Below are 18,864 nucleotides of genomic sequence, written 5' to 3' on the forward strand. Positions count from 1 at the left end.
TGGACCAATACTTTGGTCAAGGGCGGTTCCGGACATGCCACCGCACTCCGCCCCCTCGCGAACCCGGCCGAGGTAGGGCACCTTGGTAAGGCCGAGAGGAGACATTCCATGTCGAATCACACGTATCGCGTCACGGAAATCGTAGGAACCTCCCATGAGGGCGTGGATGCGGCCATCCGCAACGGGGTCGCAAGGGCTTCGGAAACGTTGCACAATCTCGACTGGTTCGAGATCACCCAGGTGCGCGGCCACATCGAGAATGGCCGAATCGAGCACTACCAGGTCGGCCTGAAAGTGGGCTTCCGGCTCGACGATCCGGAGTGACGGATCCGGCCACTCATCTCCGTGCAGCCTTGACGGCCTCAGGTGCGGCCCTGGCGCTCCTGCGCGTCCCTCAGGGCCGCCGAATCCCGTGCCCAGCGGGCGCGTACCACGGTGAAGCCGGCCCGCTCCGCGTCGTCGCAGACCAGTTCGTCGTCGTCCACCAGCATCCGCACCGCGCGGCCGCGCCCCAGCCGTTGAAGGATCTCCAGCTTGGTCCGGCGGGCCGGCCGCCGGTCGTCGTTGCGCCGCATGTGGAGCCGCCCCCCGGGCAGCCCCTGCGCGGTCAGCCAGGCCACGGTGTCCTTGCGGCAGCGCTCGGGGCGGCCGGTGAGGTAGACGACCTCGCACTCCTCGGCGCTCTCCAGGGCCAGCCGTACGCCCTCGGCCAGGGGCGGGTCGTCGACCGCGGCGGCGAAGAAGCCGGCCCAGTCGCGCCGGGAGCCCTCGATGAAATGCTGGCGGTGGGCGGTGTCGGCGAGCGTGCCGTCCAGATCGAATACGGCCAGCGGCCGAGCGTCGTGACTCATGCCCCCAGCAAACCAAACCGTACGGAGCCCCGCCCCCCATGACCACCCCTCACGATCCGTACGTCCGGGTGCGCGGCGCCCGCGAGCACAATCTGCGGGACGTCGACGTCGACATCCCGCGCGACACCCTGGCCGTCTTCACCGGGGTCTCCGGATCGGGCAAGTCCTCGCTCGCCTTCGGGACCATCTACGCGGAGGCCCAGCGCCGCTACTTCGAGTCCGTCGCGCCCTACGCCCGCCGGCTGATCCACCAGGTCGGCGCGCCCGCGGTCGGGGAGATCACGGGGCTGCCGCCCGCCGTCTCGCTGGAGCAGCGCAGGTCCGCGCCCGGCGCCCGGTCCTCCGTGGGTACGGTGACGACGCTGTCCAACTCCCTGCGGATGCTGTTCTCCCGGGCCGGGGACTATCCGGAGGGTGCCGAGCGGCTGGACTCCGACGCCTTCTCGCCGAACACCGCCGTCGGGGCCTGTCCCCGGTGCCACGGTCTGGGCCGGGTCCACCGCACCACCGAGGAACTCCTGGTCCCGGACCCCGGACTCTCGATCAGGGACGGGGCGATCGCCGCCTGGCCCGGGGCCTGGCAGGGCAAGAACCTGCGCGATGTGCTGGACGCCCTCGGCCACGACGTGGACCGGCCCTGGCGGGAGCTGGATCCGGCCGACCGCGAGTGGATCCTGTTCACCGACGAGCAGCCGGTGGCCACCGTGCATCCGGTCCGGGACGCGGGGCGGATCCAGCGCCCGTACCAGGGCACGTACATGAGCGCGCGGCGCTATGTGATGCACACCTTCGCCGACTCCCGCAGCCGCGCCCTGCGGGCCAAGGCCGAACGCTTCCTGACCAGTGAGCCCTGCCCGGTCTGCGACGGCAGCAGGCTGCGCCCCGAGGCCATGGCCGTGACCTTCGCGGGCCGCACGATCGCCGAGCTGGCGGCGCTGCCCCTCACCCGGCTGGCCGAAGTGCTGGGGTCGGCCACCGGAGGCGACACCGCCCGGGTGCTCACCGCCGACCTGCTGGCCCGGATCGAGACCGTCACCGAACTCGGTCTCGGCTACCTGGGCCTCGACCGCACCGCCCCGACGCTCTCCTCCGGCGAGCTCCAGCGGCTGCGGCTGGCCACCCAGCTGCGCTCGGGGCTCTTCGGTGTCGTGTACGTGCTGGACGAGCCGTCCGCCGGGCTGCATCCGGCGGACACGGAGTCGCTGCTCGGGGTGCTGGGCCGGCTCAAGGAGGCCGGGAACAGCGTCTTCGTGGTCGAGCACCAGCTGGATGTGATGCGGCAGGCCGACTGGCTGGTCGATGTGGGCCCGCTCGCCGGTGAGCACGGGGGCCGGGTGCTGCACAGCGGACCGCCGGCCGGGCTGGCCGGGGTCGAGGAGTCGGCGACCCGGCGCTTCCTGTTCGACGACTCCCCCGCGCCCGTACGTCAGGTGCGCACGCCCACGGGGTGGCTGCGGCTGTTCGGGGTGGACCGGCACAACGTGCACGGCGTGGACGCCGCCTTCCCGCTCGGGGTGTTCACCGCCGTCACCGGGGTCTCGGGGTCCGGCAAGTCGACGCTGGTGGGGCAGGTGCTGGCGGGCGTGCTGGCCGACCGGCAGGCCGAGGGAGCCGACGGGCAGCGGCCGGAGGCGGGCGGGGCGGGCTGCGCGTCGGCCGAGGGGCTCGGCGCGGTGGACCGGCTCGTCCAGGTCGACCAGCGGCCCATCGGCCGTACGCCCCGCTCCAACCTCGCCACGTACACCGGGCTGTTCGACGTCGTGCGCAAGCTGTTCGCGCAGACGGCGACGGCACGCGAGCGGGGCTACCGGGCGGGCCGGTTCTCCTTCAACGTGGCGGGCGGGCGGTGCGAGACCTGCCAGGGCGAGGGGTTCGTCTCGGTGGAGCTGCTCTTCCTGCCCAGCACGTACGCGCCCTGCCCGGACTGCCGCGGGGCGCGGTACAACCCGAAGACCCTGGAGGTCACGCTGCGGGGGATGAACATCGCCCAGGTCCTCGATCTGACGGTGGAGTCGGCGGCCGGCTTCTTCGCGGACACGCCCGCCGCCGCCCGCAGTCTGCGCACGCTGCTCGACGTGGGGCTCGGCTATCTGCGGCTCGGGCAGCCCGCGACGGAGCTGTCGGGCGGCGAGGCGCAGCGGATCAAGCTGGCGGCGGAGCTCCAGCGGGCCCGCCGGGGCCACACCCTGTATCTGCTGGACGAGCCGACGACGGGGCTCCATCCGGCCGATGTGGAGGTGCTGATGCGGCAGTTGCACGGGCTGGTCGACGCGGGCGGCACCGTGGTGGTCGTGGAGCACGACATGGCCGTGGTCGCGGGCGCCGACTGGGTGATCGACCTCGGTCCGGGCGGCGGCGACCGGGGCGGGCGGATCGTGGCGGCGGGGCCGCCGGCGGAGGTTGCCGGGTCCGAGGACAGCCGCACGGCCCCGTATCTGCGGGCCGCGCTCCCCCGGGGCTGAACGCCCAACCCTCCCCAACTCCCCTTTTTGCCGCGCGAGTTCCGGATGTGCGGCCGGTCCCGGCAAGTGGCTGGGCATGAAACAGTAAAGAATGTTGACAGTTAGCTGGTCCAGACCAATCATGGGCATGCCTCACGGCAATCCGCCCGTTGTCCCACCCCGCTGGGAGCTGCCCCATGAGACGTCCAAGAACAGTCGGCGCCGTCCTGAGCGCCTTGGCCACCGCCGTCGCGTCCGCAGGTCTGGTCCTCGGATCGGGCGCCGGCGCACAGGCCGCCGCGACCGCCGCCACCCCCCTGCCCGCGCATGTCTTCGCGCCCTACTTCGAGGCGTGGAACGGGGACAGCCCGGCCGCGCTCTCGCAGGCGTCCGGTGCCAAATACCTCACCATGGCCTTCATCCAGACCGAGTCGCGCGGTTCCTGCACCCCGTACTGGAACGGTGATGCGGGCACACCCATCGCCCAATCCGAGTTCGGCGCCGACTTCACCACGATCCGCTCGCGCGGCGGCGACGTGATCCCCTCGTTCGGCGGCTACGCGGCCGACAACGGCGGCACCGAGATCGCCGACAGCTGCACGAACGTCGACTCCATCGCCGCGGCGTACGAGAAGGTCATCACGACCTACGACGTGTCCCGCCTCGACATGGACATCGAGGACAACTCGCTGGAGAACAGCGCCGGGATCGACCGCCGCAACAAGGCCATCAAGAAGGTCCAGGACTGGGCCGCCGCCAACGGGCGCTCGGTGCAGATCTCGTACACCCTGCCCACCACCACGCACGGCCTGGCCGACAGCGGCCTCGCGGTGCTGCGCAACGCGGTGTCCAACGGCGCCAAGGTCGATGTCGTCAACCTCATGACGTTCGACTACTACGACGGCGCCTCGCACAACATGGCACAGGACACCCAGACGGCGATCACCGGCCTGAAGGGCCAACTGGCCACCCTCTACCCGTCGAAGACCGACGCCCAGCTGTGGGGCATGACGGGCATCATCGAGATGCCGGGCATCGACGACTACGGCCCGGCAGAGACGTTCACCACCGCCGACGCCCCCGTGGTCTACAACTGGGCCGTCTCCAAGGGCGTCGGCACCCTGTCGTTCTGGGCGCTCCAGCGCGACAACGGCGGCTGCCCCGGCACCGGGGGCAGCGACACCTGCTCCGGGATCGCGCAGGACACCTGGTACTTCAGCCACACCTTCGCGCCGTTCACCGGCGGCGGCACCGGTCCCGTGACGGACGACTACTCGGTGGCCGTCACCCCCGGTTCGGCGACGGTGGCCCCGGGCAAGTCGGCCACCGCCGTAGTGAAGACCGCGGTCACCTCGGGCAGCGCCAGGACCGTCGCGCTGACGGTGAGCGGGGCACCCGCCGGTGTGACGGAGGCGCTCAGCCCGGCCTCGGTCACCGCGGGCGGCAGCTCCACCCTGACGGTGAACGCCTCGGCGTCGGCCGCGCCCGGCACGTACACCCTGACCGTGACCGGTGCCTCGGGCACGCTCAGCCACTCGGCCTCCTTCACCCTGACGGTGTCCGGTCCGGGCGGCGGCACGGGGTCGCTGGTCAACGGCGACTTCGAGACCGGTGCGCTGGGCCCCTGGACCTGCGAGTCCGGCGGCGCGGTCGTCTCCACCCCGGTGCACGGCGGTACGCACGCGCTCGCCGCCGCGGCCACCGCGTCCCAGACCGGCGAGTGCACGCAGACGCTCACCCTGTCCCCCAACACGAAGTACACCCTGAGCGGCTGGGTGCAGGGCAACTACGGCTACCTCGGCGTCAAGGGCGGGGCCACGGCGAGCACCTGGGGTTCGTCGAGCGGCTACGTCAAGCAGTCGGTGCCCTTCACCACCGGGGCGAACGGCACGGTGACGGTCTATCTGCACGGCTGGTACGGCCAGGGCACGGTCTACGGGGACGACCTCTCCGTGACCTCCTGACCTCCTGCTCCCCGGGCACGACCGGGCCCCGGTTCCGGAGGCGGGCGGCCTCCGGAACCGGGGCCCCGGGCTGTCTCAGCGGTCGACCTTGCGGGCGGCGCGCAGCCACTCCTTGTTCATCGCGGAGATCGACGGCAGCGGAATGCCCTTGGGACAGGCGGTGGCGCACTCCCCCGTGAGCGTGCAGCCGCCGAAGCCCTCGCTGTCCATCTGCCCCACCATGTCGAGCACCCGGGTCTCGCGCTCGGGGGCGCCCTGCGGCAGGACGTTGAGGTGGTTGACCTTCGCCGAGGTGAATAGCATCGCCGAACCGTTCGGGCAGGCGGCGACGCAGGCACCGCAGCCGATGCACTCGGCGTGCTCGAAGGCGAAGTCGGCGTCCGGCTTCGGCACCGGGGTGGCGTGCGCGTCGGGTGCCGTGCCGGTGGGGGCGGAGATGTAGCCGCCGGCCTGGATGATCCGGTCGAAGGCCGAGCGGTCCACGACCAGGTCCTTGACCACCGGGAAGGCCGAGGCGCGCCAGGGCTCGATGTCGATGGTGTCGCCGTCCTCGAAGGACCGCATGTGGAGCTGGCAGGTGGTGGTGCGCTCCGGGCCGTGGGCGTCGCCGTTGATGACGAGGCTGCACGCCCCGCAGATGCCCTCGCGGCAGTCGTGGTCGAAGGCGACGGGGTCGTCACCGGCGAGGATGAGTTCCTCGTTGAGTCTGTCGAGCATCTCCAGGAACGACATGTCCCGCGAGATGCCGTCCACGTCGTAGGTGGACATGGCACCGGGGGCGTCGGCGTTCTTCTGGCGCCAGACGCGCAGGGTGAGCTTCATGCGTAGCTCCGCTGGGTGGGGTGGACGTACTCGAAGACGAGGTCTTCCTTGTGCAGGACGGGGGCGCCGCCGGTGGCGGTGAACTCCCAGGCGGCGGCGTAGGAGAACTCCTCGTCGCGCCGGGCGGCCTCGCCGTCCGGGGTCTGCGACTCCTCGCGGAAGTGGCCGCCGCAGGACTCGGCGCGGTGCAGGGCGTCCAGGCACATCAGCTCGGCGAGTTCGAGGTAGTCGACGACGCGGTTGGCCTTCTCCAGCGACTGGTTGAACTCCTCGCCGGTACCGGGGACCTTGATGCGGCGCCAGAACTCCTCGCGGATCTGCGGGATCCGGGCGAGCGCCTTGCGCAGCCCCTGTTCGGTGCGGGCCATCCCGCAGTACTCCCACATGAGTTCGCCGATCTCCCGGTGGAAGGAGTCGGGGGTGCGGTCGCCGTCCACGGCCAGCAGCAGGTTCAGCCGGTCCTCGGTCTCGGCGACGGCCTCCTCCACGGCCGGGTGGGAGGCGTCGACTTTCCCGTGGTGCGGGTTGCGGGCCAGGTAGTCGTTGATGGTCGACGGCAGGACGAAGTAGCCGTCGGCGAGGCCCTGCATCAGCGCCGAGGCGCCGAGCCGGTTGGCCCCGTGGTCGGAGAAGTTGGCCTCACCGATCGCGAACAGGCCCGGGATCGTGGTCTGGAGGTCGTAGTCGACCCAGAGGCCGCCCATCGTGTAGTGCACGGCCGGGTAGATGCGCATCGGTGTCTCGTACGGGTTCTCCGCCGTGATCTGCGCGTACATGTCGAAGAGGTTGCCGTACTTCTCCTCGACCTTGGACCGCCCCATCCGCTCGATGGCCTCGGCGAAGTCCAGGTAGACGCCCTGGCCGCCGGGCCCGACGCCGCGCCCCTCGTCGCAGACGTTCTTCGCGGCGCGGGAGGCGATGTCGCGGGGCACGAGGTTGCCGAAGGCGGGGTAGATGCGCTCCAGGTAGTAGTCGCGCTCGTCCTCGGGGATCTCGCCGGCGGGGCGGGTGTCGCCCTTGGCCTTCGGCACCCAGATGCGGCCGTCGTTGCGCAGCGACTCGCTCATCAGCGTCAGCTTGGACTGGTGGTCGCCGGTGCGCGGGATGCAGGTGGGGTGGATCTGGGTGAAGCAGGGGTTGGCGAAGTACGCCCCGCGCCGGTGGGCGCGCCAGACGGCGGTGGCGTTGGAGTTCATCGCGTTGGTCGAGAGGTAGAAGACGTTGCCGTACCCGCCGCTGGCCAGCACGACGGCGTCGGCGAAGTAGGTGTCGATCCTGCCGGTGACCAGGTCGCGGGCGACGATGCCCCGGGCCCTGCCGTCGACCACGATCAGGTCGAGCATCTCGGTACGGGAGTGCAGCTCGACGTTGCCCGCGGCGATCTGCCGGGACAGTGCCTGGTAGGCGCCGAGGAGCAGTTGCTGCCCCGTCTGGCCCCGGGCGTAGAAGGTGCGGGAGACCTGGACGCCGCCGAAGGAGCGGTTGTCGAGCAGGCCGCCGTACTCGCGGGCGAAGGGGACGCCCTGGGCGACGCACTGGTCGATGATCTCGACGGAGATCTGGGCGAGCCGGTGGACGTTGGACTCGCGGGCGCGGAAGTCGCCGCCCTTGACGGTGTCGTAGAAGAGCCGGTGGACCGAGTCGCCGTCGTTGCGGTAGTTCTTCGCCGCGTTGATGCCGCCCTGGGCGGCGACCGAGTGGGCCCGGCGGGGCGAGTCCTGGAAGCAGAACTGCACGACGTGGTAGCCCTGTTCGGCCAGGGTGGCGCCGGCCGAGCCGCCGGCGAGCCCGGTGCCGACGACGATGACGGTGTGCTTGCGGCGGTTGGCCGGGTTGACCAGCCTGGCCTGGAAGCGGCGGGTGTCCCAGCGCTCGGCGACCGGGCCCTCGGGCGCCTTGGTGTCGACGAGGGGCGCGCCGGTCGGGTAGTCGGTGTAGTCGTTCATGTCAGCTCACCACTCCGGTCATGACGCCGACGGGTACGGAGACGAAGCCCGCCGTCAGCACCAGTGCGAGGACGTTGGCCACGGTCTTCAGGGCGCGGTCGCGGGTCGCACGGCCCGCGCCGAGGGTCTGGGCCGCGCTCCAGAACCCGTGCCGGACGTGCAGCCCCATGGCGAGGACGGCGGCGATGTAGACGACGTTGCCGTACCAGGTGGAGAACGTGTCGATGACGTTCTGGTACGGGTGTCCGGCCTGGAATCCGCCGGGGTGCGCGGTACCCGTCGTCAGGTCCAGGATGTGCCAGACCAGGAAGAGTCCGAGGATGACGCCGCCGTAGCGCATGGTGCGGGTGGCGTAGCTGGCGCGCGGCTTCTTGTGCACGTACTTGCTGGGACGCGCCTTCAGGTCGCGCCGGCTGAGCTGGTAGGCGGAGACGGCGTGCAGCACCACGGCGGACAGGAGGACGACGCGCACGAGCCACAGCGCCCACTCGTGGTGCAGGAACGGCTCGCCCATCACCCGCAGCCAGTGCCCGTAGCCGTTGAACTCGTCGGGGCCGAAGAAGATCTTCAGGTTGCCGACCATGTGGGCGGCCAGGTAGAGGACCATGATCAGGCCGCTCACGGCCATGATCGCCTTCTTGCCGACGGACGAGTCCCAGAGCGTGCGCGTCATGGACGGCCGTCGGTCCGGTCGCGTTGCCAATGCCATGGACACGACGCTAGGACCGAGGGCCCCGATCAGTCCAAGACATGGAATGGCTCATGTCCATAGGTATGGCCTATCGAGGGCGGTAGGCTGCGCGTATGCAGTTCCAGCAGCTCGCCTATTTCGTTGCGGTCGCCGAGACCCGGCACTTCACCCGCGCCGCGGAGGAGGTGCATGTCTCGCAGCCCTCGCTCTCCCAGCAGATCAGGGCCCTGGAGACCGAGCTGGGCGCCGAGCTGTTCAGCCGGGCCCGGGGCAACATCACCCTGACGGACGCCGGAGAGGCCCTGCTGCCGCTCGCCCGGCGCATCCTGGCCGACGCGGACACGGCACGCCACGAGGTGCAGGAGCTGGCCCAGCTGCGCCGGGGCCGGGTCAGGCTCGGTGCGACCCCCAGCCTCTGCACGGGCCTGCTGCCCGACGTCCTGCGCGCCTTTCACGACCTGCACCCGGGGATCCGGCTGCTGCTGGAGGAGGGCGGTTCGCACGACCTGGTACGGCAGCTGGCGCGCGGCGCGCTCGATCTGGCCCTGGTGGTGCTGCCGCTGCCGGCGGCCTCGCCCGCGCTGACCGCGGTGGAACTGCTCCAGGAGGACCTGGTGGTGGTCTCCTCGGCGGACGGCCCGCGCCCCGGGCGGGGCGGCCGGGTCCGGATCGCGGATCTCGAGGGCGAGCCGCTGGTGATGTTCCGGCACGGCTACGACCTGCGGGAGCTGACGGTGGCCGCCTGCCGGGCCGAGGGCTTCGAGCCGTCGTTCACCGTGGAGGGCGGCGAGATGGACGCGGTGCTCGGCTTCGTGCGCGCCGGTCTGGGCGTCGCGGTGGTCCCCAGCATGGTCGCGAACCGGTCCGGCCACGGCCTGCGGACGACACCGCTGGCGCGGCCCGGGCTGCGTCGCACCATCGCGCTGGCGCACCGCAGCGACGTGGCGCCGCCGCGCGCGGCCCGCGAGCTCCAGCGGGTGCTGCTGGCCAGCCGGACGGACGCGGTCTCCCCGAACGCCTGACGGGGTTCGGGGACACCGCGGTCCGTCCGGATCTCACACCGCGTCGGCCAGCAGCAGCGAGTGGATGCGGTCGGGCGCGCCGGGCCGGGCGTAGTACCAGCCCTGGGCCGTGTCGCAGCCCAGCTGCCGCAGCTGCTCGGCCTGGGCGCCCGTCTCCACGCCCTCGACCGTGACCGCCAGGTCCAGGCTGTGGGCGAGCGAGACGATGCCCTCCACGATCTTCAGGTCCACCGGATCGGCCGGGTGGTGCTGCATCCCCTGTGTGAAGGAACGGTCCAGCTTCAGCACGCTCACCGGCAGCCGCCGCAGGTTCGCCAGGTTGGAGTAGCCCGTGCCGAAGTCGTCGAGCGCTATGTCGACGCCCATCTCCGCCAGCTGCCGCAACGGCTTCAGCAGGTCCTCGTCGGCCCCGATGAGCGCCGACTCGGTGACCTCCAGGCACAGCGCACCGGCTTCGAGCCCCGACCGCTCCAGGACGTCGACGGTCTCCGCGACCAGCTGCGGATGGTGCAGCTGGGCCGGCGAGAGGTTGACGTTGATCCGCAGCGGACCGCCGTCGGTATGCCGCTCCTGCCAGAAGTTGGCCTGCCGGACCGATTCCTCCAGCACCCAGCGGCCGAGCGGCACGATGAGCCCGGTGTGCTCGGCGAGCGCGATGAACCGGTCGGGCCCCAGGACCCCGTGCTGCGGGTGGCACCAGCGCACCAGCGCCTCCGCGCCGTGCACCGTACCGTCGCCGAGGTGCACCAGCGGCTGGTACTCGATGAAGAACTCGCCGCGCTCCAGGGCGGCCGGCAGCGCGGTGGTCAGTCCGTGCCGGGTGATGGCCCGGGCGTCCGCCTCCGCGTCGGCGATCTCGAAGCGGTTGCCGCCCGCCGACTTGGCGCGGTACATCGTGATGTCGGCGCTGCGCAGCACCTCCGCCGCGCTGCGCTCGCCCGCGGGCCCCTCGACGACGCCGATGGAGCCGCGCACCGTCAGTTCGCGCCCGTCGAGGCGGATCGGGGTGGCGAGCACACCGAGGATCCGGCAGGCGAGTTCGTCGACCTCGGCGGCCGTGTCGGGGCCGGTGGTCAGGGCGACGAACTCGTCGCCGCCCAGCCGGGCCACCATCTCGCCCGGTGCCGTGGCACAGCTCTGCAGCCGGTCGGCGACCTTGACGAGCAGCCGGTCGCCCGAGGCGTGGCCGAGGCTGTCGTTGATCGCCTTGAAGCCGTCGAGGTCCAGGTAGCAGAGGCCGAAACGGCTGCCGTCGTGCGCCGAGAGCGCTTTCTCGAGACGCTCGAAAAAGAGCGTCCGGTTGGGCAGACCGGTCAGCGCGTCGTGGGTGGCCTCGTACCGCAGCCGCAGATTGAGGAGCCTGCGCTCGGTGGTGTCCTCCATCAGCGCCAGCTGGTATTCGGGCCGGCCCTCGGAGTCGCGCAGGAGCGAGACCGTCAGATTGGTCCACAGGACGGTGCCGTCGTTGCGGTAGTACGGCTTCTCGACGCGGTAGTGGTCGCGTTCGCCGCGTACCAGCTCGTTGTAGTACTTCCAGACCTGTGGGGAGTCCTCGGGGTGGACCCACTCGTTGACGCGGTGGCTGAGGACGTGATTCTCCAGCCCGCCGAACATCCGGGTGAGCGTGTCGTTCACCTCCAGCACATTGCCGTCCAGGTCGGCGATGCCGATGCCGATGGCCGCGTCCTTGAAGACGGCCCGGAAGCGTGCCTCGGTGGCGTGCAGGGCCTGTTCGGCGTCCGAGCGCGCGGTGAGCGCGGAGCGGGCGATGGCCTCCTGCTCGGCCAGCGTCCGCTCGCGCAGGGCCTGGGTGAAGCCGGCCGCCACGGCGTGCTGGATCCGGGCACAGCGCGACCGGCTGTCCTCGGTGGTCAGCGGCAAGGGTCCGTTGCCGCCGCAGTAGAGCACCAGGTAGGAGTCGACGACGCCGAGGGTGGAGCTGAGCGCGTCCGGGTCCGTGCAGTGGGCCGCGACGAGCGCGCCGCCGACCCGGTTGGCGGGGGCCGCGTCGAAGGGGTGGGCGTGCAGGGCGTCGCTGAGCGTGCGGGCCAGCGGCAGCAGATGCTGTTCGAACTCGGGCCGGGTCATGGAGGTGGCCGTGGACGGGAAGATCGCCCGGCTCCAGATGGTGGCGAACCTCCGGAGCCTGCCTTCCGGGCCGTCGGGCTCCGCGTCCGGGGCCCCGGACGACTGCGCGGGGATGCTCACGCCTTGCGTCCCACTCCCGCGAAGCCCGAGAAGGCGTATGGGTCCTCGTTCTCCGGCGCGACGGGGCTGTCCGGGTGCCAGAGCGGCATCGACACGAGGCCCGGCTCGACCATCTCGTAGCCGTCGAAGAACCGGCCGATCTCGTCGCGCGAGCGCATGACGAGCGGGTTGCGGATGTTCTTGTACACCCCGACCGTGCCGTCGGCCTGCTCCTGCGTCAGCGGAATGCCCTCGTACGAGGCATGGGTGACGACGAGGAGGCTGCCGGGGGCCAGCAGCTCGCTCAGCTCGGCGACGGCGGCGTGCGGGTCGTCGGAGTCCTCGATGAAGTGCAGGACGGCGACCAGGAGCAGCGCCACGGGGCGGCCGAGGTCGAGGAGCCCGGTGATCTCCTTGCTGTCCCGGATCTCCTGGGGGCGGCGCAGGTCCGCGGTGGCGATCACGGCTCCCTCGTTGCCCTCCAGCACCGCCTGGCTGTGCGCGACGGCGACCGGGTCGTGGTCGACGTAGGCCACCTTGGCGGCCGGGTCGATCGTCTGGGCGACCTCGTGGACATTGCCGAAGGTGGGTATCCCGGATCCGATGTCCAGGAACTGGGTGACGCCCTCTCCCAGTGCGTAACGCACCGCGCGGCGCATAAACGCGCGGTTCGCCTGCATGATCTTGGGAAGTCCCGGCATGAACTCCATGGCCTTGCGGGCCGCTTCCCGGTCCACCTCGAAATTGTGCGATCCGCCCAGATAGAAGTCATACATTCGGGACACACTCGGCACCGAAATGTCAATGCCTTGCGGTGCCCAGGCGGGACGCTCCATCGATGTCTCCAACAAGTCGCCACGGCGATCCGGCCATGTTCATGGTCAGTGTGGACCAGAGGCTACTGATCGACCGCCAAGAGAGCGAGCGGAAACGGAAATTCGCCGTCCGTTATTGGTCACACTCCCATGGCATGTGCAACCGCCCCGTCGCTGCGTGTGACATTCGGCGACGGGGCGGATCAAGAAGTTCATTCTCGGACTACTTCGGCGCTCCGACGAGCTTCGCCTCGGGCGAGACCGCGTACCATGTCCCCCCGACGCCTTGGCCGTTGGTGTCCCCGGGCTTGGTGTCGCCGGAGAAGGTATAGATGGGCCAGCAGTCGATCGCTTGCTGCTTCAATCCGTCCGGACGGTCGAATGTGACAAATCCCTTGGTGGTTACGCCCTTCACATCATTCTTGGCGAGTGGGGCGACAACCGGCCACTTCGAGAGGCAGGCTCCGGTACAGGCCGACTTCATCGGCCAGGCGACATCCTTCTTGAACCGGTAGACCGTCATGCCGCGCTTGTCCACGACGATATCGCCGAGTTTCGGATCCCTGCGGACCGAGAGTCCCGCGAGATCGGCCGGTTCGGCGCCCGAAGGGCCGTCCGCGTTCAGCGCCGCCTTCTTCCCGTCCGGCGCCGCCGCGAACCAGGTCCCGCCCACGCCCTGCCCCTGGGCGTCACCGGGCTCGGCGTCCTTGGCGAACCGGTACATCGGCCAGCCCGCCAGGGTCAGTTGCTGGGTACCGTCCGCGCGGGTGACCTTGCCGATCAGCGCGGCATCGGTACCGGCCGCCGCCGTCACATTGCCGGCGGGCACCGGGGGCCAGGCTTTCGCGCACTCGCCGTCGCAATTCGACTTCGGCGGGCCGGCGGTGTCCTTGTCGAATCGGTAGAGCGTGAATCCCTCGCTGTCCGTCAGCACTTTGCCGAGCTTCTTGCTGTCCCACACCGCGAGCTGTCCGGCCTGCTTCGCCGAGGCCTGGTCCGACTCCGCGGCGGAGCCGTATCCGCTGTCCGCGCCGTAGCCGTCCCCGGCCTGGGCGGCGGGGCTCGCATTGCCCACGTTCTGTCCGGTGGACGACTCGGTGCCCTTGTCCTGACCGCACGCCGTCGTCAGCGTCAACAAGGTCACCGCTGTCACCGCGAGCGAGGCGTTCCGCCAGGTGTTCATGTCAACTCCCGTGGTACTCAAGCCAGTTGCGACGCGGGCTCGCGTCGTTCATGGCCTTAGTTACGCGCACCGGGCGGCTCTTTGTTCAATGCGTCCCCGGAATTTTCCGGAGCCGCAAACCTCCGGTGCCCCAGGTCCCCTCCATCAGGGGAATCCGACGGGTGCCCCGCGTGCCGCCGTACGGCCCGGAACATGCTCCCCGTCGTGTACGGATCACTGATCGGCCGGCTCACGACGGCCGTCGCCCTCATCTGGCTGCTGAGCGCCCCGGCGCCCGCGGTCGCCGACAACTGTGCGTACGCCTCGATCGGGGACGACGCGGGCGGTTCGGCCGTGGCCACCAGCGGGGACGGCAGCTGTCACGCGGGGCCGAAGCCCAAGCCCACTCCGCCGCCGGCGCCGAAACCCCCGCCACCTCCGCCGCCGCCCCCGCCACCTCCACCGCCGCCGCCTCCTCCCAAGCCCGTACCCGCCCCTCCAGCACCTCCGCCCCCTCCAGCCCCGGCGCCGCCGCCCCCGCCTCCGCCCTCACCCTCACCGTCGCCGTCGCCGTCGCCGTCGCCCAAGCCGTCCGTGCGCCCCCCGTCCCCCGCGCCCGTGGCGCTTCCCGCCTACCGCAGACCCGCGCGGAAGGTCCCGCAACGCCATACCTCCCTGGTCACGCTCACTTTGATGATCACAGCCCCCGCGGTGTTCGCCGTCGCCGTCCTGCGGCCCCGTTCCTGATGACCTCCGGAGACACTCATGTCGGAATGGCTCGTTCTCGCCCTCGCCATGGTCGCGGCCAGCGCCGTGGTCCTGGCCATCGCCCTGCTCAGCAACCGCCGACTGCCCGAGGACGACGACCCGTCCGAAACCCCCGACGTCATCGAGTACATGACGATGATGATCGGCGTGGTCTACGCGATCGTGCTGGGCCTCGCCATCGCGGGCGTCTGGGAGGGCCGGGGTGCCGCCCAGGAGTACGTGCGCCTGGAGGCGCAGGCGCTGCACGAGGTCAGCGCCCGCTCGTCCGTCTACCCGGAGGAGGTGCGCACCCGGATCCGCGCTGACGTCGACGCCTATGTGAGCTTCGTCGTCCACGACGAGTGGCGGACCATGACCAAGCACGGCACGCTCAGCGACCGGGGCGGCGAACTCCTCGACCGGGTGCGCGCCGACGTCACCGACTACCACCCCAGGAACGACTACGAGGGGCAGGCGTACCAGCCGCTGGTCGACCAGGTCGCCGCGGCCGACGACGCGCGCAACGCCCGGGGGCAGAGCGCCGGGGCCACCATGCCCGGTGTCGTCTGGTTCGGCCTGATCATCGGGGCACTGGTGACCGTGGGGCTGATCTTCACGCTGCAGATCCGCCGGACCTTCCGGGAACTCCTGCTGGCCGGCCTCTTCAGTGTGCTGATCGCCTTCCTCCTCTTCCTGATCTGGGATTTCGACTCACCCTTCGGCCGGGGCATCTCGGCCACCGCCGCACCGTTCCTCGACCTGTTCCCGGGAGCGACGGGCGGATAGCGGAGCCGTTCCCCGGGCGGTGCGCCGCCCGGGGGACACCGGTGCCCCATTCGCCGGACCCCGATCGCGGGCGAAATGCACCACTTCTAGCGTGGGCCGCATTCGAGGTGCATTTCTGACGCTTTGTGGAAATCCGTTCCGCAGCTGCTCCTCGGGGACCCGGAGGATTCACCATGCGCGCAATACGTGTCGCACCCGTCGCTCTGCTCGGCGCCGCCGCACTCGCCCTGACCGCCCCGGCCGTGACCGCGTATGCCGCGACGACGGGCGGGCCGTCCAACGGCGGCGCCGGATACACCGTCACACCCTCGGTGATCGCACCGGGCGGCCAGGTCACCCTGGCGGCCAGAGGGTGCTCCACGACGGCCACGGCGTCCTCCGGGGTGTTCGACACCGTCACCATCCCGAGGAACGGCACCGCCATGGCGACCGTCGACTGGGACGCCAAGCCGGCGGCCGTCTACGAGGTGACGTTCACCTGCAACACCTCGCCGAGTTCCACGGCCAAGGTGAACGTCACGATCAGCGCGGCCTCCGGCACACCCACCACGAGCTCGACGAGCACCGTGGGATCCACGGCCTCCCCGGCCGGGGTGCAGGGCGGTCTGGGCGGCAGCATCGACAGCGTGAACTCCGGCGAGATCGTGGCCGGTACCGCGCTGGCGGTCGCCGCGGCGGCCGGCACCGTGTTCGTGGTGCGGCGCCGCAGGGAGAGCCGCTCGCACTGAGCGGAGCGTCCGGTAGGACGAGAGTCGCCCCGGGTCCTGTGACAGGACTCGGGGCGACTTCGGTTATCGGGCCGGTGGAGGCGTTCTTACGTTCAGATCGCCCCATGGCCCGTCCTCCGGCGGCGCATGACGTACATGCCGCCGCCGAGGGCCGCCGAGGCGACCAGGCCCGCACCGACACCCATCTCCGCCGGGCTCGCCGCCATCGAGCCGCCGAGGCCGCCCTGCGCGCCCCGGCTGTCGAGGACGGTGAAGCGGTGGCTCGCCGTGCGGTCGGTGCCGTCGCAGCGCACCGTCAGGTTGTACGAGCCGGGCGTCGCGTCGTCGAGGATGCGGACGCGGGCATGGCCGACCCGGCCCGCCGACAGGCGCGTGGTCCGGAAGGCGTTGGACGAGACGCTGCCGCCCCGGCCGCAGCCCTCGGCGCTGACCTGCATGGCCGCACCCTGGTGCACGCGCTCGGGGTCGACGGTCACGTTGTTCGGGCCGTTGTTGCGCCCGTTGCCGTTCCCGTTCCCGTTGCCGTTGCCGTTGCCGTTGCCGCCGTTGTTGTTCCAGCCGTCCTGGTCGTTCCAGTCGTTCTGGTTGTTCCCGTTGTTCTGGCCGTTCCCGACATCTCCACCAGCGGCCGCCATCGGGGCACCGAGCCCGAGAGCGGCGACGGCGGTCGCGGCGACAACGAGAGCGCGTGTAGCACGCATCGTTCGAACCTCCAGCGGGAAGCGCCCCGGAGCTCTGTGCACCGGGATGGATCGACGAGAACGCGTCCCATGACGAACCCTCACCAGATCCTTGGTCCACCGCATTTCGGCACTGCTCCACCCCGGTGATCCGACACGCCGTGCGCACGGACCCGCGGCTGATGGATCCGCAGGTCACAGACCGTCAGAATTTTTATCCGGCCACTACTCCGATAAGCAGCCCAGCGGATCTCCGCCACCCGTTCGCCCCTCCCTGATCGCCGCCCGGCCGACCCGCGCCTAGCGTTCTGCTCGTCGCGACGAAGGGAGAACCATGGGCCGGGACAACTGGCGACCCGAACGGATCAGATACTCGCCCTGGGGCGCGCTCGCCCTGGCGATGCTCACCGGCATGGCCCTCATGCGGAACGGGGCGGACCTCTCGCCCGGGCCCCCGCAGCCGGTCGCCGCCACCTCGGTCGGCCACCAGAAGGACGCCCCCGGAGCCCCGGTCGCGGGCCCCGCCGTCAAGCCGCTCGCGTACGCCCCCGTCGAGCGCGTGGCCATCCCCTCGATCCAGGTCGACGCACCGGTCATCGATGTGAACCTCGACCCCGACGGCTGGATCGAGACCCCGCCGCCCCAGGATCCCAACCTGGCCGGCTGGTACCAGAACGGCATCGCGCCGGGGCAGCTCGGCACGTCCGTCATCGTCGGCCATGTCGACAACCAGGCGGGGCCGGCCGTCTTCTACGGGCTCGGCTCGCTCAAGAAGGGCGACCGCGTCGAGGTCGCCCGCAGCGACGACCGGGTCGCGGTGTTTCAGGTGTACGGCGTCGAGGTGTTCGCCAAGAACGACTTCCCCGGCGCACGGGTGTACGGCGACACGGGCCGGGCGGAGCTGCGGGTCATCACCTGCGGCGGCGGCTACACCAAGGCCAACGGTTACGACGGCAATGTCGTGGTCTTCGCCCGCCTGGTCGCGACCCGCTGACCGCGGCTGCCGGGGGCCGGGCCCCGCCTCCGGCAGCCGCACGCGCCCGCCCCCCTCGGCCTCTCAGCGGCGCTGCGGCACGGTGAGCCGGTAGCCGTCCTCCAGCAGCTCGGGCAGATAGCGCCCCAGAGCGGCCACGCTCTGCGCACGGTTGCCGCCCGCGTCGTGCGAGAGCACCACGACCCCGGGGGCCGCGCCCTCCCTGACCCGGCGGACGATGGTGTCCGTGCCGGGCACGGTCCAGTCCAGGGTGTCCACGGTCCAGGCCATCGGCTCCATGCCCAGCGCGGCGCCGACCTCGAACGAGTTACGGTTCCAGGCCCCGTAAGGCGCCCGGTACCAGAGCGGCGCGGCGCCGGTGATCTTCTCGATCACCTCGCTGGTACGGCCCAGTTCGTCGGTGACGCCCGCCCGGGGGAGCTTGGTGACCAGCGGGTGCGTCCAGGAGTGGTTGCCCACGGTGTGGCCTTCGTCGGAGATCCGGCGGACCAGGTCCTGGTTGTCGTGGGCCATCTCCCCGCAGAGGAAGAACATCGCGCGTACGTCGTGCTCGCGCAGCGTGTCCAGGATGTGCGGGGTGTACTGCGGATCGGGGCCGTCGTCGAAGGTCAGCACCATCGCCCGCCCGAGGCCGGGCAGCTCCTCGAACGGCCGGGTGCGCACCGGTGGCGCCGCCGGACGGTAGCGGGGCGGGGCGTCCGCCGTCATCGGCCGCAGCCGGTAGGACAGCGGCCGGTCGCGCACCACGGCGGCGGCCTGCGCACCCTGGGCGCCGCCGGACGGCTGTGCGGGGCGCAGGGGGGTGCCGACGGGGTCGGCGACGACGAGCCGCACTGCGGTGGCGGCGCCCAGCCCGGCGGCCAGCCGCAGCAGCGTTCTGCGCAGGGGCAGCCTCTGATCGTTTTTCATGACCAACTGCTCGCACGTCTGCTCCCCCACCGTTCTCAACGACACCGGTTACGGAGGGTTTTGCACCCATTGGGGGGAGCGCGTCCGCGCGTCCGGCGGCCGGGCGCCGGAGCGGCCGG

16 protein-coding genes are annotated in these 18,864 nt (G+C 71.1%); 7 read left to right on the forward strand and 9 right to left on the reverse strand.

What is annotated here, in order from left to right:
- Positions 1-108: 108 nt before the first annotated feature.
- Complete coding sequence (locus tag RLT58_RS02480) at positions 109-324, forward strand: dodecin (RefSeq protein WP_311308696.1); 216 nt, start codon at positions 109-111, stop codon at positions 322-324.
- Between the two features lie 38 nt (positions 325-362).
- Here RLT58_RS02480 and RLT58_RS02485 read toward each other — a convergent pair whose 3' ends face one another.
- Positions 363-851, reverse strand: coding sequence for a phosphatase domain-containing protein (locus RLT58_RS02485; protein ID WP_311308697.1), 489 nt, complete (start codon positions 849-851; stop codon positions 363-365).
- A gap of 38 nt (positions 852-889) precedes the next feature.
- On the opposite strand from RLT58_RS02485, the gene RLT58_RS02490 reads away from it, so the two are divergent.
- Both RLT58_RS02490 and RLT58_RS02495 read left to right on the forward strand, forming a co-directional pair.
- A complete protein-coding gene (locus RLT58_RS02490) occupies positions 890-3,313 on the forward strand; it encodes an excinuclease ABC subunit UvrA (RefSeq protein WP_311308698.1) in 2,424 nt (807 codons plus the stop codon).
- Positions 3,314-3,489: 176 nt separating this feature from the next.
- Positions 3,490-5,256: a glycosyl hydrolase family 18 protein gene (locus RLT58_RS02495; RefSeq protein WP_311308699.1), complete on the forward strand. Its 1,767-nt coding sequence runs from the start codon at positions 3,490-3,492 to the stop codon at positions 5,254-5,256.
- 75 nt (positions 5,257-5,331) lie between these two features.
- Here the strand turns inward: RLT58_RS02495 and RLT58_RS02500 are convergent, their stop codons facing one another.
- Genes RLT58_RS02500 through RLT58_RS02510 form a run of 3 tightly spaced genes read right to left on the reverse strand, consistent with a single transcriptional unit; the run spans position 5,332 to position 8,733 of the window.
- Positions 5,332-6,078, reverse strand: a complete 747-nt coding sequence (locus RLT58_RS02500) for a succinate dehydrogenase/fumarate reductase iron-sulfur subunit (RefSeq protein ID WP_311308700.1) — start codon at positions 6,076-6,078, stop codon at positions 5,332-5,334.
- Positions 6,075-8,024: a fumarate reductase/succinate dehydrogenase flavoprotein subunit gene (locus tag RLT58_RS02505; protein ID WP_311308701.1), complete on the reverse strand. Its 1,950-nt coding sequence runs from the start codon at positions 8,022-8,024 to the stop codon at positions 6,075-6,077. Before RLT58_RS02505 ends, RLT58_RS02500 begins: the two co-directional genes overlap by 4 nt.
- A 1-nt stretch (position 8,025) precedes the next feature.
- On the reverse strand, positions 8,026-8,733 hold the full coding sequence (locus RLT58_RS02510) for a succinate dehydrogenase (RefSeq protein WP_311308702.1): 708 nt from the start codon (positions 8,731-8,733) through the stop codon (positions 8,026-8,028).
- A 95-nt stretch (positions 8,734-8,828) separates the two neighbouring features.
- On the opposite strand from RLT58_RS02510, the gene RLT58_RS02515 reads away from it, so the two are divergent.
- A complete protein-coding gene (locus RLT58_RS02515) occupies positions 8,829-9,737 on the forward strand; it encodes a LysR family transcriptional regulator (RefSeq protein ID WP_311308703.1) in 909 nt (302 codons plus the stop codon).
- A gap of 33 nt (positions 9,738-9,770) precedes the next feature.
- Here the strand turns inward: RLT58_RS02515 and RLT58_RS02520 are convergent, their stop codons facing one another.
- The 3 genes from RLT58_RS02520 to RLT58_RS02530 all read right to left on the reverse strand — a co-directional run bounded on the left by RLT58_RS02520 (position 9,771) and on the right by RLT58_RS02530 (position 13,922).
- Positions 9,771-11,945 carry a putative bifunctional diguanylate cyclase/phosphodiesterase gene (locus tag RLT58_RS02520; protein WP_311308704.1) on the reverse strand — a complete coding sequence of 725 codons (2,175 nt, stop codon included), beginning with the start codon at positions 11,943-11,945 and terminating at the stop codon, positions 9,771-9,773.
- On the reverse strand, positions 11,942-12,760 hold the full coding sequence (locus tag RLT58_RS02525) for an SAM-dependent methyltransferase (RefSeq protein WP_311308705.1): 819 nt from the start codon (positions 12,758-12,760) through the stop codon (positions 11,942-11,944). Before RLT58_RS02525 ends, RLT58_RS02520 begins: the two co-directional genes overlap by 4 nt.
- A 202-nt stretch (positions 12,761-12,962) precedes the next feature.
- A complete protein-coding gene (locus RLT58_RS02530; RefSeq protein WP_311308706.1) occupies positions 12,963-13,922 on the reverse strand; it encodes an SCO0930 family lipoprotein in 960 nt (319 codons plus the stop codon).
- A 744-nt stretch (positions 13,923-14,666) separates the two neighbouring features.
- Here RLT58_RS02530 and RLT58_RS02535 point away from each other — a divergent pair.
- Positions 14,667-15,434, forward strand: coding sequence for a bestrophin-like domain (locus RLT58_RS02535; protein ID WP_311308707.1), 768 nt, complete (start codon positions 14,667-14,669; stop codon positions 15,432-15,434).
- A 173-nt stretch (positions 15,435-15,607) separates the two neighbouring features.
- On the forward strand, positions 15,608-16,162 hold the full coding sequence (locus RLT58_RS02540; protein WP_311308708.1) for a hypothetical protein: 555 nt from the start codon (positions 15,608-15,610) through the stop codon (positions 16,160-16,162).
- A gap of 92 nt (positions 16,163-16,254) precedes the next feature.
- Here the strand turns inward: RLT58_RS02540 and RLT58_RS02545 are convergent, their stop codons facing one another.
- Positions 16,255-16,863, reverse strand: coding sequence for a hypothetical protein (locus tag RLT58_RS02545; protein ID WP_311308709.1), 609 nt, complete (start codon positions 16,861-16,863; stop codon positions 16,255-16,257).
- Positions 16,864-17,176: 313 nt separating this feature from the next.
- Between RLT58_RS02545 and RLT58_RS02550 the strand changes: the two genes are divergently transcribed.
- Complete coding sequence (locus tag RLT58_RS02550; protein WP_311308710.1) at positions 17,177-17,836, forward strand: class F sortase; 660 nt, start codon at positions 17,177-17,179, stop codon at positions 17,834-17,836.
- 63 nt (positions 17,837-17,899) lie between these two features.
- Here RLT58_RS02550 and RLT58_RS02555 read toward each other — a convergent pair whose 3' ends face one another.
- Complete coding sequence (locus RLT58_RS02555) at positions 17,900-18,745, reverse strand: polysaccharide deacetylase family protein (RefSeq protein ID WP_311308711.1); 846 nt, start codon at positions 18,743-18,745, stop codon at positions 17,900-17,902.
- Positions 18,746-18,864 lie beyond the last annotated feature (119 nt).

The organism is Streptomyces sp. ITFR-16, from assembly GCF_031844705.1.
Taxonomy (GTDB): domain Bacteria; phylum Actinomycetota; class Actinomycetes; order Streptomycetales; family Streptomycetaceae; genus Streptomyces.

Bases quoted from the DNA above. Each gene is read 5' to 3' on its own strand.
- RLT58_RS02535 (WP_311308707.1), top strand. From the start codon at position 14,667: ATGTCGGAATGGCTCGTTCTCGCCCTCGCCATGGTCGCGGCCAGCGCC.
- RLT58_RS02480 (WP_311308696.1), top strand. From the start codon at position 109: ATGTCGAATCACACGTATCGCGTCACGGAAATCGTAGGAACCTCCCAT.
- RLT58_RS02530 (WP_311308706.1), bottom strand. From the start codon at position 13,922: ATGAACACCTGGCGGAACGCCTCGCTCGCGGTGACAGCGGTGACCTTG.
- RLT58_RS02545 (WP_311308709.1), bottom strand. From the start codon at position 16,863: ATGCGTGCTACACGCGCTCTCGTTGTCGCCGCGACCGCCGTCGCCGCT.
- RLT58_RS02525 (WP_311308705.1), bottom strand. From the start codon at position 12,760: ATGGAGCGTCCCGCCTGGGCACCGCAAGGCATTGACATTTCGGTGCCG.
- RLT58_RS02540 (WP_311308708.1), top strand. From the start codon at position 15,608: ATGCGCGCAATACGTGTCGCACCCGTCGCTCTGCTCGGCGCCGCCGCA.
- RLT58_RS02555 (WP_311308711.1), bottom strand. From the start codon at position 18,745: ATGAAAAACGATCAGAGGCTGCCCCTGCGCAGAACGCTGCTGCGGCTG.
- RLT58_RS02490 (WP_311308698.1), top strand. From the start codon at position 890: ATGACCACCCCTCACGATCCGTACGTCCGGGTGCGCGGCGCCCGCGAG.
- RLT58_RS02515 (WP_311308703.1), top strand. From the start codon at position 8,829: ATGCAGTTCCAGCAGCTCGCCTATTTCGTTGCGGTCGCCGAGACCCGG.
- RLT58_RS02510 (WP_311308702.1), bottom strand. From the start codon at position 8,733: ATGGCATTGGCAACGCGACCGGACCGACGGCCGTCCATGACGCGCACG.
- RLT58_RS02500 (WP_311308700.1), bottom strand. From the start codon at position 6,078: ATGAAGCTCACCCTGCGCGTCTGGCGCCAGAAGAACGCCGACGCCCCC.
- RLT58_RS02505 (WP_311308701.1), bottom strand. From the start codon at position 8,024: ATGAACGACTACACCGACTACCCGACCGGCGCGCCCCTCGTCGACACC.
- RLT58_RS02495 (WP_311308699.1), top strand. From the start codon at position 3,490: ATGAGACGTCCAAGAACAGTCGGCGCCGTCCTGAGCGCCTTGGCCACC.
- RLT58_RS02550 (WP_311308710.1), top strand. From the start codon at position 17,177: ATGGGCCGGGACAACTGGCGACCCGAACGGATCAGATACTCGCCCTGG.
- RLT58_RS02485 (WP_311308697.1), bottom strand. From the start codon at position 851: ATGAGTCACGACGCTCGGCCGCTGGCCGTATTCGATCTGGACGGCACG.